At 50.0% G+C, this 15,110-nt stretch carries 15 protein-coding genes; all 15 read right to left on the bottom strand.

The window, feature by feature from the left end:
* Positions 1 to 38 precede the first annotated feature (38 nt).
* On the bottom strand, positions 39 to 1,259 hold the full coding sequence (gene argJ, locus OEW58_06305; protein ID MDH5300959.1) for a bifunctional glutamate N-acetyltransferase/amino-acid acetyltransferase ArgJ: 1,221 nt from the start codon (positions 1,257 to 1,259) through the stop codon (positions 39 to 41).
* A gap of 109 nt (positions 1,260 to 1,368) precedes the next feature.
* Positions 1,369 to 2,454, bottom strand: coding sequence for a chemotaxis response regulator protein-glutamate methylesterase (locus OEW58_06300; GenBank protein ID MDH5300958.1), 1,086 nt, complete (start codon positions 2,452 to 2,454; stop codon positions 1,369 to 1,371).
* Between the two features lie 19 nt (positions 2,455 to 2,473).
* Entirely contained in the window at positions 2,474 to 3,322 is an 849-nt protein-coding gene (locus tag OEW58_06295) for a protein-glutamate O-methyltransferase CheR (GenBank protein ID MDH5300957.1), read from the bottom strand.
* A gap of 23 nt (positions 3,323 to 3,345) precedes the next feature.
* Positions 3,346 to 3,885 (bottom strand): chemotaxis protein CheW, encoded by a 540-nt coding sequence (locus OEW58_06290; GenBank protein MDH5300956.1) that lies wholly within the window; start codon positions 3,883 to 3,885, stop codon positions 3,346 to 3,348.
* Positions 3,882 to 4,409: a chemotaxis protein CheW gene (locus OEW58_06285; GenBank protein ID MDH5300955.1), complete on the bottom strand. Its 528-nt coding sequence runs from the start codon at positions 4,407 to 4,409 to the stop codon at positions 3,882 to 3,884. Before OEW58_06285 ends, OEW58_06290 begins: the two co-directional genes overlap by 4 nt.
* Positions 4,409 to 6,097, bottom strand: a complete 1,689-nt coding sequence (locus OEW58_06280) for a methyl-accepting chemotaxis protein (protein ID MDH5300954.1) — start codon at positions 6,095 to 6,097, stop codon at positions 4,409 to 4,411. The genes OEW58_06285 and OEW58_06280 overlap by 1 nt, the downstream gene beginning before the upstream one ends.
* A 15-nt stretch (positions 6,098 to 6,112) precedes the next feature.
* Complete coding sequence (locus tag OEW58_06275) at positions 6,113 to 6,916, bottom strand: carbonic anhydrase family protein (protein MDH5300953.1); 804 nt, start codon at positions 6,914 to 6,916, stop codon at positions 6,113 to 6,115.
* 1 nt (position 6,917) lies between these two features.
* Positions 6,918 to 9,113 carry a chemotaxis protein CheA gene (locus OEW58_06270; protein ID MDH5300952.1) on the bottom strand — a complete coding sequence of 732 codons (2,196 nt, stop codon included), beginning with the start codon at positions 9,111 to 9,113 and terminating at the stop codon, positions 6,918 to 6,920.
* 33 nt (positions 9,114 to 9,146) lie between these two features.
* Positions 9,147 to 9,419: an STAS domain-containing protein gene (locus OEW58_06265; GenBank protein ID MDH5300951.1), complete on the bottom strand. Its 273-nt coding sequence runs from the start codon at positions 9,417 to 9,419 to the stop codon at positions 9,147 to 9,149.
* Positions 9,420 to 9,433: 14 nt separating this feature from the next.
* Positions 9,434 to 9,799 (bottom strand): response regulator, encoded by a 366-nt coding sequence (locus tag OEW58_06260; GenBank protein ID MDH5300950.1) that lies wholly within the window; start codon positions 9,797 to 9,799, stop codon positions 9,434 to 9,436.
* Positions 9,800 to 9,813: 14 nt separating this feature from the next.
* Positions 9,814 to 10,968, bottom strand: coding sequence for a methyl-accepting chemotaxis protein (locus OEW58_06255; protein ID MDH5300949.1), 1,155 nt, complete (start codon positions 10,966 to 10,968; stop codon positions 9,814 to 9,816).
* 249 nt (positions 10,969 to 11,217) lie between these two features.
* Entirely contained in the window at positions 11,218 to 11,565 is a 348-nt protein-coding gene (locus tag OEW58_06250; GenBank protein ID MDH5300948.1) for a PilZ domain-containing protein, read from the bottom strand.
* 49 nt (positions 11,566 to 11,614) lie between these two features.
* Entirely contained in the window at positions 11,615 to 12,847 is a 1,233-nt protein-coding gene (locus OEW58_06245; protein MDH5300947.1) for a DUF4147 domain-containing protein, read from the bottom strand.
* 36 nt (positions 12,848 to 12,883) lie between these two features.
* Positions 12,884 to 14,422 (bottom strand): BamA/TamA family outer membrane protein, encoded by a 1,539-nt coding sequence (locus tag OEW58_06240; protein MDH5300946.1) that lies wholly within the window; start codon positions 14,420 to 14,422, stop codon positions 12,884 to 12,886.
* Positions 14,419 to 15,110: hypothetical protein (locus OEW58_06235; protein ID MDH5300945.1), on the bottom strand; the 692-nt coding region annotated here is incomplete at its 5' end. The genes OEW58_06240 and OEW58_06235, both read right to left, overlap by 4 nt.

Raw genomic sequence — 15,110 nt, 5'->3', positions numbered from 1 at the left:
GCCGTTTGGCAAGGGACGCTGAGCCATTGACCCCAAGATCAACTGCGATATTCGGCGTTGATTCGCACGTAGTCGTATGAGAAGTCACAGGTCCAAACCGTCGCCGACATACTTCCCCGCCCCAGCTCAACACGAATGGTAATTTCCTGGCGCTTCATGACCGTCTGTCCCGCCTGCTCGGTATAGTCCGCCGCACGACCACCGTTGCGGACGATGCAAACATCATCAAGGTACACATCGATCGTGTCCAGATCCAATGCCGGCACATTGGCGCGACCAATCGCCGCCAAAATTCGTCCCCAATTGGGATCAGAGGCAAAAAATGCCGTTTTGACTAACGGAGAATGGGCGATGGCGTAGGCGATTTCTTCGCACTCTACTTCGTTAATGCCCTGGTTGACGTTGACGGTAATAAACTTGGTCGCACCTTCGCCATCACGCACGATCAGCTTGGCCAATTCTTCGCAAATGCTGATCAGGGTTTCCTCAAAAATGGCGTAGTCGTCACTGTTGTGGTCATCAATCAGCGCATTACCCGCACGGCCGGTTGCCACCAGCATGCAGGAATCATTGGTCGAGGTGTCACCGTCGATGGTGATGCAGTTAAATGATTTGTCGGCGGCACGGCTCAGGGCCAACTGCAGCGTTGAGGCTTCGACCGCGGCGTCACAGGCAACAAAACCCAGCATGGTCGCCATGTTGGGGCGAATCATGCCCGCCCCTTTGGAGATACCGGTAAAACGCACGGTTTTGCCACCGATGACAACTTCCCGGGTGGCACCTTTGGGCACGGTATCGGTGGTCATAATGCCATGGGCTGCGTCCTTCCAGCCGTCCGCCGTCAACGCGCCCAGCAGTTTGGGCATGGCGGCGACGATTTTAGCCACTGGCAGGGGTTCCCCGATGACGCCGGTTGAAAATGGCAAGACTTGATTGGTCGCACAGCCGGCAACCTTGGCCAACTGCTCGCAGGTGTGCAGCGCGTCCTGCGCGCCTTTTTCGCCGGTGCCGGCGTTGGCGTTGCCGGTATTGATCAGCCAATAACGGGGCGTGGCTTCGGCCAGATGATCCCGGCTGCGAACCACCGGTGCCGCGCAAAACGCGTTACGGGTAAACACGCCTGCGACGGTCGAACCTTCGCACAATTCGAACAGCACCAGATCACGGCGATCGGCGTACTTGATTCCCGCCGCAACGGTAGCTACACGCACCCCCGCAACAGGCAACAACACAGGTAATCCAGGATAGGCAACAGCCATAATTCACCTTAAGTTTGAAAGTGACAAACCCGGCGATTATATCAAACAGTCGCAATAGCTGTTGCAAACAAAATGCGGCCAGGGCCCCGGCCCCGACCATGATTTTCGATCATAAAACGCCGTGCCTGGAACCAAAGCGCATGATGTGACTGGAAATATCGTCCAATGGCACAATATCGTCCACCGCCTGTAATTTGACGGCTTCAGCTGGCATGCCGTAAACCACGCAGGTCTCCTCGTTTTGGGCAATGGTATGTATACCTCTATCATGCATTTCCTTCATGGCGTGTGCACCATCATCACCCATGCCGGTCATGATCACCCCCAGGGCATTTTGCCCAGCCACCTTGGTCACCGAACGAAATAACACATCCACCGAAGGCCGATGACGGTTCACCTGCGGACCATCGAAAACCTCGACGCAATAGCGGGCGCCGCTGCGCTGCAGGCGCATGTGTCGACCACCGGGTGCGATCAACACCCGACCGGGAATCACATGATCGCCGTCCTTGGCCTCCATCACTTCCAGCTCACACAAACTATCCAACCGCTGAGCAAATGCGGCGGTAAACTTTTCCGGCATGTGCTGCACCACCACAATTCCTGGCGCCCCCAATGGCAACGAACTCAGCACCAACTCCAGCGCCTGCGTCCCCCCCGTCGAGGTTCCAATCGCAACCACGCCCTGGGTAGTTCGGGCCATTGCACCTTCGCGCGACGGGGCTGTTTTCAACACGGGTGCTGGACGCATCGTTCCAGCACGCTTAGCCGCCAATTGGCGCATGGCCATCAAGCGCCCTTTGGCCGCCCCTTTGACAGCTTGGACCAGCATGGATGCTTCTTCCTCAAAAAAATCTTTCAACCCGATTTTGGGCTTGGTGACAATATCAACCGCACCAGCCGCCATGGCCTGCATGGCCGTTTCCGTGCCTTTTTCAGTCAGGGTCGAACAAATAACCACCGGCGTTGGCCGCTGCTGCATAATCTGCGTTAAAAACGTAATTCCATCCATGCGCGGCATTTCGATGTCCAATACGATCACATCGGGCCAATCCATTTCCATGCGCTTCATCGCCAAAATCGGGTCAACAACCGCACCTATCACTTCCAGCGAAGGATCTTTGTTCAAAATGGAACTGAGCACTTGTCTAACTACCGCAGAATCATCCACGATCAACACTTTGGTTTTCGTCATGCCATCTTTCCTGAAAACATCAACCATTCATGCCCGCAACTTGCTGCGAACTAGCCACACTGCGCCGTTGATAAATGGACGGAGCCGTCGCCACAACTGCATCAGAGACACCGTTCAGCGTTTCGGAATGGCCCACCAACAAGTACCCGTTATATTTAAGATGCGCCACCAGTCGTTTCACAATTTGTTTTTTCTGTTCCGCATTAAAATAGATCAATACGTTGCGTAAAAAAATAAAATCAAAATGGCCTACTTCACTATCGATATTTTCGTTCAAATTCATCTGGTGAAATTCCATGCGCTTGCGCAAATCGGCAGACACCAAATAATTTCCTGCCTGACTACGCACTCCGCGTAAGAAATGACGCTCAAGAACACTTGGTGAGACCTTGGCTACCCGACTTTGAGGATAGACCCCCTGACGAGATTCATCGACCATGCGACGACTAACATCGCTGGCAAACACCTGCCAATCCAGGGAAACTGCCGAATCAGCCAGCGTCATGGCAATACTATACGCTTCCTCCCCACTGGAACACGCGGCACTCCACACACGAAAAGTCTCGCGTCGGCTAGAGCGTTCTTTGATAACTCTATTCAGGAATTCAAAATGCTTGGGCTCGCGAAAAAAATAGGTCTCGTGAGTAGTCAGCAAATCCATCATAACTTGCCATTCGCCTTCCGATCCCTGGCGCTCTACTAACTTCAAATATTCAGTATATGATTTCAAATTGAAATGCCGTAGACGACGCGACAAACGCCCAACCACCAGCGCACGCTTGGCTGAGCCAATAGTCACACCCACTCGCTCAAACATCACTTGCTGTATTCGACTAAACTCTGCGTCACTGATCGTTTCTGTTACCACACTTCATCCTGCCTCAGTCAACGTCAAGCTGCACCACGTACGATTTGCGTAGAGTGCTGCTCACACGCATCAGCCAACTCATTTACCGACAAAACAGTTTCTACATTCAGTAACACCATCACGCCACTGTCGGTTTTTCCCATGCCGCTCACAAAGTCCGGTCGCAAATTCAGTCCGAAAGATGGCGCAGTCTCAACAAGATCATCATTCAGTGACACAACCTCAGTCACACCGTCCACCATAAAACCAATTTCTACGGATTCTTCTTCGGCCAGAACTTCAACGATAACTATGCAGCTTCGCTTTCCAACCTGCGTCACTGGCCCGCCCAATCTAGCGGACAAATCCACCACAGGAACCACGCGACCACGCAAATTAATCACTCCGCGAATATAATCTGGCGACAAGGGGACTCGAGTCACTGAGCACTGCTCAATGATTTCTTTGATGCGGCAAATCGCCACGCCATAGTTTTTACGATCAGCAACAAATGATAAATATTTCTCTGAGCCTGACTCTGCCAACGAATCCGAAACATTCCCAAACTGTTCTACGGCTGTCATGCTACCCCCTTTTCCGGACTAAGATGTTCGCCTCGAAGCTGCATCAAATCCTTCATGCTCACCACGCGCCCAATATTCAGCAACATGACAAACCGTTCACCGACCCGCCCCATGCCGGAAATAAACTCCGTGCTGATGCCTTCACCAAAGGAGGGGGTGGGTTCCAATTGATTCGAATGAATTTCCATCACCTCGCGTACCGAATCAACCAACAACCCTAGTTCCATGCTGAACTGGTCATTGCTCGCTTCGGTAATCACGATACAACTGCGTCGAGATATGGTGGCTGAATTACCCGTCAGACGGGCCCCCAAATCAACCACCGGCACTGCCTTGCCACGCAGATTCATCACTCCCAAAATGGCGGTGGGCATCAAAGGAACAGACGTCACCACCGCTTCGGAAAATTCAATGATCTCGCGAACCCCTAAAATATCGACCGCAAAGTTTTCCTTGCCTATGCTGAACGACAAATACTTACCGCGATCTTCTTCAGCAGAGGCATTGACCGTCATGCGAACCATCAGCCCACTCCTTTGATAGGCTCAAAGTCATCCTCAATTACTTTGGTCGTTGTGTTATTACGGGGTTTACTGCGCTCACCGCCACCGGAGGAAGTTCTGGTTTTTACTTTAGGCTGGCGGTCACCCAACTTGAAGAAGTCCACCGCAGCACGCAACTGTTCAGCCTGCGCACTTAACTCTTCTGCTGTCGCCGATAACTCCTCAGACGATGAGGCACTTTGTTGCGACACTTTATCAAGCTGTTCCATAGCCGTAGCTACTTGACTGACGCCGGCTTCCTGTTCCGCCGATGAAGCAGAAATTTCCTGCACCAGATCTGCGGTCTTCTTGATTCCGGGAACAATCTCTTCCAGCAAGCCACCGGCACGTTCGGCAACTTTCACGCTGTCACCCGCCAGCTCACTGATTTCTTGTGCAGAAACCTGACTGCGTTCAGCCAGTTTACGCACTTCGTCGGCAACAACCGCAAAACCTTTACCATGCTCACCGGCACGAGCAGCTTCAATGGCGGCATTAAGTGCCAGCAAATTGGTTTTGTAAGCAATGTCTTCAATGAAGCCGATTTTCTCTGCAACTTGATGCATTGCCTTGACCGTATCACGAACGGCACCACCGCCTTCTTCGGCCTGTCTTGCCGCCTTGGTGGCCATATCTTCCGTAGCCTTGGCGTTATCCGTATTTTGGCCAATCGTTGCAGTCATTTGCTCCAGTGATGCACTGGTTTCTTCAACGCTGGCAGCCTGCTCACTGGCACCCTCGGCCAATGTTTGTGATGACGAGCTCAACTGCTCAGACGCCGAGGCAATATTACCCACCGCCACGATAACTTCTTCCAGGGTCGAGCGTAGCTTGCCAACAAACTGATTAATGGAGGCAGCGGTCTTTCCTACTTCATCACCGCCAAAGTCTGGCAAATCACCACTGATATCGCCATGCGCCATACGATCAGCCAGGTGCTGCATTTCACGCATTGGCTTTGTGATTCCCTGAACAAAAAACCAGCCAAATGTCACAGAAACAATCACAGCAATCAGCGACAAAATAATCGATGACTTAACCGCAGCCACAGCATCCCTGTCTGCCGTTTCAACCGCTTCAGCGGTGAATTTTTCCACCTCGGCGAGCATCGCCTTCATCGCCTCATCAATGTCAGCATCCATTTTTTCTACGCGCTCAGCTTTGGACATCGCACCGGCAATATCACCCTTGTGAAAGGAGGAAATAACACCATTAATCTCGACATGAACCTCTTCAAAGTCTTTTTCAATTTTCCCAAGCTCAATCTTCAAGCGATTCAACTCAGCAGCAATCGAATCGGAGTGTGTTAATGAAGATCGATCAGCGATAAAACCATCCAACTTCTTCATGTCATCAACAATAGAATCCATGGTTTCTTCGAGAGCTTTCTCGGCCTCAGCAAACCCTCTGGCTGAGCGCTCACTTGAACCCATCAATTCACCATGCCGAAGTGCATTGGCAAGATTAAGATTCACCTCCAACTGCTTCTCACTCAGCATGGTGATCATGCTGATCAATGGCATATCAGTTTCGGCAACTGCCCGAATTTCATCCTCGATTGACGAAACCTTAACCACCGACACTGCTGCCACCAAAATCAACATAGTCAATGGTATTCCCAGAGCAATGAACATTTTTGTCGCGACTTTGAAATTTCTAAACGTATTCATTATATATTCCTCAATTTACTGCATCATACGTACATGACGTTCATTGACTGGCTGTATTGGCCGAGAATTCTTGGCAAACAACTGTTTAAAACGATCAATTTGTGACGCTGACACTTCAATACCATCTTTCAAAACAAACCATCTGACTCCTTCACTGCATGGAGGCGTTGTCAACGATCCGTTGTAAAAAAAATATTCCTTATTTTTTGGCATCAAATGAGACGGCATTATTCCATCCCCCTCAACACCTACACTTTTCCCTTCTGAACGGGGAATATTTCGCCAAACTCTATCCAAACCACTGCTATCTCGTCCTTCGCGCATCATCACACCAACAACAGCCAACTGGCCGTCTTCGGATTTGTGTACAAAGTGAACTTCCATCGGCGCGGATTTACTGTCTATCTTGTGCTCGCTTGGAGTATGGAAGTGGTACTGCAACAACTGATACTTTTTACCCGCAACCATTAACGAACCGCCAGATGCATTCACCTGAATGGTATGACCGTTATTGACAACCGATGATGCGCCGTCATCGTACGTCATCTTTAATTCATCTAGCTCATGCTCTGCAGCATCAACAATATTGACAGGTGACTGATTCTCACCCTTGGCACACAAATGATAGTCGTCCGACAAACTACCCCAGTTTTCTGGCCGCTCTTGACCATCATATGACCAATGCGCTTTATTACCTTTGCCGCCATGAGACGCAGTTTGCGCGAGCAAAATCACTGGAAAAAACATCATAAACAAACCAATATAAAAACAGTTCCTTAACCGCATTCCGTCGCACCTCTTAGTAATTACAATGCTCACATCAAGCAACCAGACCTGGCGCAATATAGCTATCCGTAATTCCTTTTACGCGACTAATGATGGAGGTAACATCTAAAATCATCGCCACCTCACCACTTCCCAATATTGTCGCCCCGCTTACGCCACGCAATTTTTCAAATACCTTACCCATGGGCTTGATAACAGTCTGAAACTCACCCATCAGATCATCCACAACCAGTCCGGCTCTGAGATCACCACACTGAACAACAACAATATTCTCTCTCCGGCTTCTATCCCTATTACCGCCAAGCGTTTCTCTCAAGCGAATATAAGGCAGCAAACTTCCTCTGAGTTTTATGAATTGATGATCAACAAACGCATCATCATGCTGTTGGGTTAATTCAATACACTCCACCACAGTATCCAGCGGAATAACGTACGAGGTTCCAGCCACATCAACCAGAAACCCATCAATGATCGCCAACGTCAGCGGCAACCTGATTGATACCGTTGTCCCTTTCCCTGGAATACTATCAATGTCCACGGTGCCTCTAACCGCCTGGATATTTTTCTTGACGACATCCATTCCAACGCCACGTCCCGACAAATTTGTCACCTGTTCGGCAGTGGAGAACCCTGGCGCGAATATCAACTGATAAATATCACTTTCACTCAATCCATCTGCCGTTGTAATCAAGCCCTTTTCCAATGCCTTGGCTACAATCTTTTCCTTTGAAAGCCCTCGCCCATCATCCTTCACTTCGATAACAATACTTCCCGAGTCATGGTAAGCATTCAGCGACACAACACCTTGCTTATCCTTGCCCTCAGCAATACGCTGCTCAGGCGTTTCCAACCCATGATCCATGGAGTTCCTGACAAGATGCATCAGAGGATCGCCTATTTTCTCTACCAGAGTTTTATCCAGTTCGGTTTCTTCACCGCTAATTTCCAAACGAATATCCTTGTGCAACTCACTGCTAACATCCCTGACAATACGCTGGAACTTTTTAAAGCTCTCGCCAATCTGAACCATCCTCAACCTAAGAGCGCTATCCCTAATTTGCTCAACCAATCGTTCCATCACTAAAATTGATTCAATCAAAGCTTCATCACCGGTTCCACGCGCCAACAGCCTTGCCCTGGCACCGGCAATAACTAACTCACCAACCAAATTTATCTGTTCACCAAGCTTCCCGGCATCAACCCTAATAGATCGATTTGCAACACTGGCTTTCTCTTTCGCACTTTTTTGTTTTTCTATTGCCGCATCCAGAATCACCGGATCTATATCCTGGTTATCCAACAAAACGTCACCAATTTTAGGTGACTGACTACCAATATCTGACTTTTCTTTTTGCATCGTCAGCGCTCTTTCCAGCTCTTTTTCTGTCAAGGCACCACTGGCAACCAGAATTTCTCCAATGCGCAAGTCTGATTCTGGCATTGACCTAATCAGATCAGCATATTGAGCCAACACAGCCTGCGGCGGAACAATGTGCAATTGACAATCGTCAACTACAAATTCAAATACAGACTCAATTTCTTTTTTACTCGTTTCACCTTTCAGAAGAATTTCAAATCCCAAACAGCAATTTTCTGGATTAAATTCCTCAGTTTTCGGCATAGCATCCGTCACCGAAAATATGCTTACCACCTTACCAAGACGAGACAAGTATCTTAGGAATGAAATTGGATCCATTCCATTCACCAAAACACTACTTCCAAAGCGAATTGATATATGCCAGCAAAGCGAAGACACCTTTTCGCCTTCATTGATTTCTATCAAATTTACCGGCAAAACAACTTCATCCTCTTTTTCTTTTTCGTCAACAGCACAACCCTTACCCAGCATAGTTAACTGCTGACTCAGCTCATCACCTGACTGCTGATTTTCACTACTCAGACTGGCATTATCATTGGCAACCACATGATCAACCAGCAGACGCATATGATCCTGACACTTCAGCAGAACAGCTACAATATCATCGGTAATAGCCACTCTTTTGTCGCGCACCTTGTCGAGAAATGTTTCTACAACATGGGTAAATTTAACTACATCATCATAACCAAATAGCCCTGACGTTCCCTTAATGGTATGTGCCGCCCGAAATATGGCATTAATCTGACTATCGTCATCCGGACTTGCCTCCAAACACAGCAGTGCCGACTCCATTTCTTCCAGCAATTCACTACACTCAACAGAAAATGCTTCTTTGGCTTCATCCATGTTCATTTCAATTCACCTCGTATACAGCACTGACGATCTTCACCTGTCACTAACCAAATCTTCTAATCCCAACAAAATAAGACTAGACAACACCTGGTCACTGGCATCATCAATGCTAAATTTATAACTATTTTCTTCGCACACCTTTTTTGTCATCAACAACAATTGCGCCCCTGCGGTATCCATTTCTCCCACAGCCGACAAATCCATTTTTACAGCGCCACTATTAACCTGACGTATGCTCTCAATAATCATTTTCCATATATCCGCCGCATGATATATCGTCATTTCTTGATCTATGATAATTGCCATAATATTCTCTGAGATTATGGAGAAACTAGTTTTTGCACTGCGTCCAACATCTGATCTGGCTTGAATGGTTTAACCACCCAAGCCTTTGCTCCCGCATCCTTACCTTCCTGTTTTTTACCTTCCTCAGATTCGGTAGTCAGCATGATAATAGGGGTAAACTTGTAGTTAGCCAGCTTCTTCACTTCCTTGACAAAAGTAATCCCATCCATGTTAGGCATATTGACATCACTGATTATTAAATTAATTTTTTCACCAGTTAACTTGCTCAACGCATCCTTGCCATCGCATGCCTCGATAACCTCATAACCTGCCGACACTAGCGCCATACTAACTACTTTCCTTAGAGTATCCGAATCATCAACAACCATTATCTTTGCCATATCATTTCCTCTCTTTAAAAAAACACCATATCACCATCACTCGAAGAATCTGCCTTTACTGCCACCGAACTATGGTGATTTCTGCGCTGCTCTTCTGTCGTGTAGCCTTTCGCAATTTTTTCCACTTCTTCACTGATGCTATTCATAGCGTCAGCATTATTGACAACTCTTTCGCGAACATAATCCATACTTTCCATGACCTGGCGTAAAACCTGACTTGTTCTATCCTGAAACTGCAGATCAACCAGAATATTTGATATATCTTTAGCCATTGCCTTGCTTTCCTCTTTCAGCAAGGCATTGGTTTGACTCATGGCATCAAACGATTCTTTTATTTCCTCAAGAACCATTTCAATAGCGCCTTCAGATCCAATAACCAACTTATCTTTTTCCCTGTTTGAATTTTCCGCCACTTCCAGCGTTGACGAAATTGACTCACTGATTCGTTCAACTTTCTCGCCAATCTGTTTTCCGGTTTTTCCGGACATGATTGACAACTCACGCACTTCCCCGGCAACCACTGCAAAGCCACGCCCCGCTTGTCCTGCTCTGGCGGCCTCAATAGAGGCATTCAACGCCAGCAAATTTGTCTGTGATGCAATAGCTCCCACTTCGGCAGCCATTGTTTTTAATTCATCGGTGTACTCCACCAACGTTCTTACTTTTTCCAGAATGGGTTCATTGGCTTTGGTTAACATTTCCAGATTAGCAACCACCACTCCCAATCTGTCCTGACTGGATGTCAGCAGCGCCGTTAACGTATCTGCTCCCGAATTTTTAACACTGGATTCGCTCATCGTCTGGTTGATACGCATCAGGATCACTGAAAAGCACTCAGACAGATCCTTGACAGATGTTTCAGTGAGATCGCGTGCGGATTCAATATTGCGACACAGTATGGGCAATACCTGGTCAAGGAATTCCTTGACCACTTCCTGACTTTTTTCTGCACTGCTGTCTGCCGCCTCTGCCATTACAACGGGAACCGTTGACGAACCCTGTCCCACGTTGCCGATTTTTGCATACACCACCATGGCAGCCGTAATTGCCAGCGTATTGGTTACCAGTAACAGGGCAAGGTTATCGGCGATGACGGGAAACAGCAGTGATATCGATCCGGCAGTCGATATCACAAACACTGACAAAATAGACATCCGCTTGGCTGTCATTTTTACCCCATCCTGGCTCGAATAGCGGTTCACTGGACAATAAACCCCAAAAATACTGAACCTCTATCGGTGGCAAAAACCCAGTCTTTAGCGTGTATTTAACAACGCCGAGCAAATTAGAATGACTCTATTTGTGTAGTTTTAAGTGGACCGTTACCGTTCACTACGGTGACAAGCGTTGACTCAAGCAGAGAGCTTGGAGAGAGAAAGGTAAAAAAGGGGGATGAGCAGTCTTTTGGCGAGCAAAATCTATCTGGCGAAATCTTCTACATACTCCCGCATATTCATAAAAAAAGTGACATTGTCCTGAACGTTGATTGGATCAAAATAGATTCCTGTACGAAAGCCTAGACTATCATCTACCACCCACACGACCTTACCTCGCACGGTAATGGTTTTTTCTTCGTGCTGATAACCCAATTCAACACCATCCCCATTGTTTAAACGCTCGGAGATAATGATTCCCACCCCTGAAATTGAAACATCTTCCAGCGCTTCAAACTTGATTTGACGCCCAGCGTGCGCAAGCACAAATGCACCAAGAATCAACTGTCTGTTGATCAACTGGCGATCATAAACGCGACGTTCGTCTCCCACAGGACCTCTCCCAAAATGCGTATCTCGGGCCATGCCGAATGCCTGTAGTCTAAAGGGCTATGTTTAAGTTGCCCTTATAGAACAGGATTAAATCCATCACATTGGTCGCTGAAGCCACCGCCGGTAAAGTGCATCCCAGCGGTTGCAAACACGCCTCCGCGTTGGCACCAGCCAGTGCCTCCTCGGGCCGCAATCCCCGGCGCAGTGCCTCTGCCCAGGTGTCACCACTGCACCAGGCTGCTGCCGTTTCGCTATGCCCATCCCGACCATCGGTCGCTGCACAAAACAGCCACACCTGTTCACGCCCTGCCAATTCCCGCGCTGTGCTCAACACCAACTGCTGATTTCTGCCGCCTCGACCAGGGTTCGCCGGCAAAATCACCTGCGGTTCGCCGCCCCAGACATGCAACCCCTGCGACAACTGCTGCGCAGTATTCGCCAAGCGCTTCGCCAACGCCCCAACTTCGCCCTGGATGAACTCTTCGTGGACATGCACATCAACGCCCAGTGCCTGCGCTTGTTTTTTCACGGCGGCAATCGCTGTGCCCAGACTGGCGACCAGCACATGCTGCTCCGCACCACGCCAAGGCGATACCGCAGACACAGAGAGACGTTGCAGCCGCTGCTTCCAGACCGCATCCAGCGGCACGTCGTCCAATCGACTCACGCCCTCGCCCAGCAACGGCCCCGAGCCAATCACCCGCAGATCATCACCCGGCACATCCGAGATATACAGCGCGGCAAACGAGGGTGCCGCCAAGTGCTGACGCAACCGGCCATTTTTGATCTGCGACACATGCTGGCGCACCGCGTTCATGGTCGCAATGTCCAGACCCGCCCCCAGCAAATAGCGATTCAAGTCAGCAAGCAGCGCCAAATCGGCTCCTGCCACCAACACTTCCGCCAGACTGGACGTGCCGCCAGACAACAAAAACAGCAGCGGTATATCGGATGGCTGAGCAACAAATTCAATTAATGCGCTGCCTGCCGCCAACGAATCCTCTCCTGGCACCGGATGATTCCCCCAAACGCGCACAACCTGCTCGGGCAAACTCAACGCCTCGTCCCAGTATTCCCTACCGGTAATCACCAGACCCGCGCGTAAATTTTCGCCCAGCACCGCCGCTGCGCCCGACATCATCGATTGCGCAGCCTTGCCCAGCGCCACGACTCGGACAGGGGGTAACGGGTGTGTTTGCAGATAGGCGGCCACGGCAGCGTGACCATTGACCGCCGCCAAGGCGGCGCGATAGCAGCGTTCAAATAACGGGAGGGGAGTCATGATTGGAGCCCCATCGGCGGGCAGTCCTCGCGCAAACTAGGGCGTGCGGTAACCCAGGCTCAGATAAATGCCTTTGTCCTGAGGATCACTACCCACGGATTCAACATCCTGCAAGGCCTGGCCCCACATCAGGTTGGCGTCAAAGCCAGCCTTCTGCCAACGCACGCCCACACCGGCGCTGTACAGTTGCTGATTCGGCAACGACATCTGCCCATTGTCACTTTCCATTCCCAGGGCGTAATCAAAAAACGGATACAAGGTCCATCCTGCACCGGGATACCAATGCCATTCAAGATTAGTGGTGACACCGGAATCGCGCACAAACCGATTCTGCCGATAGCCGCGCACACTGGTCGCGCCGCCTAACGAAAAGCGTTTGATGGATGGCACAAACTCATCAGCCAACTGGGTGTTAACCCGCCATTGCAGCGCCTGCGCAGCAGTCAATGAATGCCAATACACGCCCTGAACTTGTGCCAAACGGAAATTTTGCGTCTCCGTGGCAACACCACCGGCATCGCCCGCTGCCACGCCGCCCTCAAGTTTCAACTGCAACGCCGCACGATCGGCAGACGATCGCCATTGCCAGTTCACGCCCCATTGTGCCGATTTGCTATTGGTGTTTTCGGTGTAAACATCAAACCAACGCTGTTGGGTCCGCGTGTATTCCAGATTTAAAAAAGTCTCGCCGCGTTGCGCCAATTCCCGTTTGAGCGGCCAATACAGACCAAACTGAGCGCGCGCACTACGACTCTGCAAATCAACCACGTCGAAAGGCTCTTCCACCAGCGAATATTCACTGCCCTGTGCACTGCCTTGCAGACTGACATCACTCAAACTCACCGGCAAACGATAGCTCAGCGAAAAATCTTTCAAGCCCTGAGTCGCGCCGACCGAAGCCTGCAATCGATCGCGCGCGCCCAACAAATTGCGATGACCTGCCGTCAGCGCCAAGTGCGCTGCACCAATACTGGGCGACTGATAATTATCCAGATTCACGCCGTAAAAATCGCCGTCGCGCTCAATCACATCCACCAGCAATGTTGACTCGCCCAGGCGCGACCCTGGCTTTAGTTTCGCGCTGGCCTGTTCGACCAATTCATGTTCTTGCAACAGCGCCAGCGATTCATTCAACGCCTGCACATTCACCGGCACAGTCATCGCTGGACGAAAATATTCCTGCACATAGGATGAGGACAATTGCTCGGTACGATTCTGCGCAACCTGGGTAATGCGACCATGCACCACCTGCAACACCAAAACCCCGTCGGTCACTTCCTGCTCGGGCACTATCACCCCGGATGTGGCATAACCTTGCTCGACATAATACCGCGTCAGTCGCGACTGCAACTCGGCAATATCCTTGGCGGTTAATTTACGCCCGGTGTATTGGGACACTACTTTTTTTAACCAGGCTTGCGGGAAAATATGCCCGCCCTGCACATCGATAAATTTCACTTCCAGTTTATCGGTCGCGTAACTTTTTTCACTGAAAACACCCAAGGCTGCTGACTGCGCCAATGTGCACCAACTGCCAGCCAACACCAGCAACAAACCACAAATCAATTTTTTCATGGCTGAACACATTCCTGTGAGCGATCGGCACTGGCCTTACCACCACGAGTGGGGTAACGAATAAAGTAGTGCGTATCGTCTTCTTTCTCGCGCACTTCAAATTCCACCGGTGTTCCACTAAAACCACGCGGCTGACACGAACCCACAGCTAATTCTGTTGCTGCCGATGCCAGACTCAGTGGCGTCGGTGAAAATTGATATTCTGCCAACGCCAGGTGTTGAGCCTGATCGGCCACCGTCACCACCTGACCATCCAGCACCGACGCGCTCACCGACACCACTCCAGGCGCAGCGACAATCGACTGATATACATTATCGCTGTAACGCACTTCGCCAGACTCGCCGATGCTCAACAATTGCACCTTACCTGACGATGCCTGCAAATAACTGCCATCCACTTGCACCCGACCACCGACCAGCGACAAATTTTCCGCTGCACCGACATCCATGCGCGCTCCAAGCAAATTCACTTCACCACCTGCAGTGTGCGCAGGATCAACGCCTACAGCCAACGGATTGCCTGACACGGCGATAAACACTTTGGACGTATCGGCGGAATACTGCATACCACCCGGCAGCAAAATATAATCAGCACTGGCAATATGCAAAGAACCACTGACATTGACGCTGGAACCCGCGCCCATCAGCACACCTTGCGGATTGAGCAGCCACAAATTTGCGCCCGCCA

It is taken from the genome of Gammaproteobacteria bacterium, assembly GCA_029884425.1.
Classification (GTDB): Bacteria; Pseudomonadota; Gammaproteobacteria; order S012-40; family S012-40; genus JAOUHV01.
Note: the sequence above shows the minus strand (reverse complement) of the source record. Positions and strands in the feature narration are given on the sequence as shown.

Bases quoted from the DNA above. Each gene is read 5' to 3' on its own strand.
- argJ (MDH5300959.1), bottom strand. From the start codon at position 1,259: ATGGCTGTTGCCTATCCTGGATTACCTGTGTTGTTGCCTGTTGCGGGG.
- OEW58_06300 (MDH5300958.1), bottom strand. From the start codon at position 2,454: ATGACGAAAACCAAAGTGTTGATCGTGGATGATTCTGCGGTAGTTAGA.
- OEW58_06290 (MDH5300956.1), bottom strand. From the start codon at position 3,885: ATGACAGCCGTAGAACAGTTTGGGAATGTTTCGGATTCGTTGGCAGAG.
- OEW58_06285 (MDH5300955.1), bottom strand. From the start codon at position 4,409: ATGGTTCGCATGACGGTCAATGCCTCTGCTGAAGAAGATCGCGGTAAG.
- OEW58_06280 (MDH5300954.1), bottom strand. From the start codon at position 6,097: ATGAATACGTTTAGAAATTTCAAAGTCGCGACAAAAATGTTCATTGCT.
- OEW58_06270 (MDH5300952.1), bottom strand. From the start codon at position 9,113: ATGAACATGGATGAAGCCAAAGAAGCATTTTCTGTTGAGTGTAGTGAA.
- OEW58_06265 (MDH5300951.1), bottom strand. From the start codon at position 9,419: ATGGCAATTATCATAGATCAAGAAATGACGATATATCATGCGGCGGAT.
- OEW58_06260 (MDH5300950.1), bottom strand. From the start codon at position 9,799: ATGGCAAAGATAATGGTTGTTGATGATTCGGATACTCTAAGGAAAGTA.
- OEW58_06255 (MDH5300949.1), bottom strand. From the start codon at position 10,968: ATGACAGCCAAGCGGATGTCTATTTTGTCAGTGTTTGTGATATCGACT.
- OEW58_06245 (MDH5300947.1), bottom strand. From the start codon at position 12,847: ATGACTCCCCTCCCGTTATTTGAACGCTGCTATCGCGCCGCCTTGGCG.
- OEW58_06240 (MDH5300946.1), bottom strand. From the start codon at position 14,422: ATGAAAAAATTGATTTGTGGTTTGTTGCTGGTGTTGGCTGGCAGTTGG.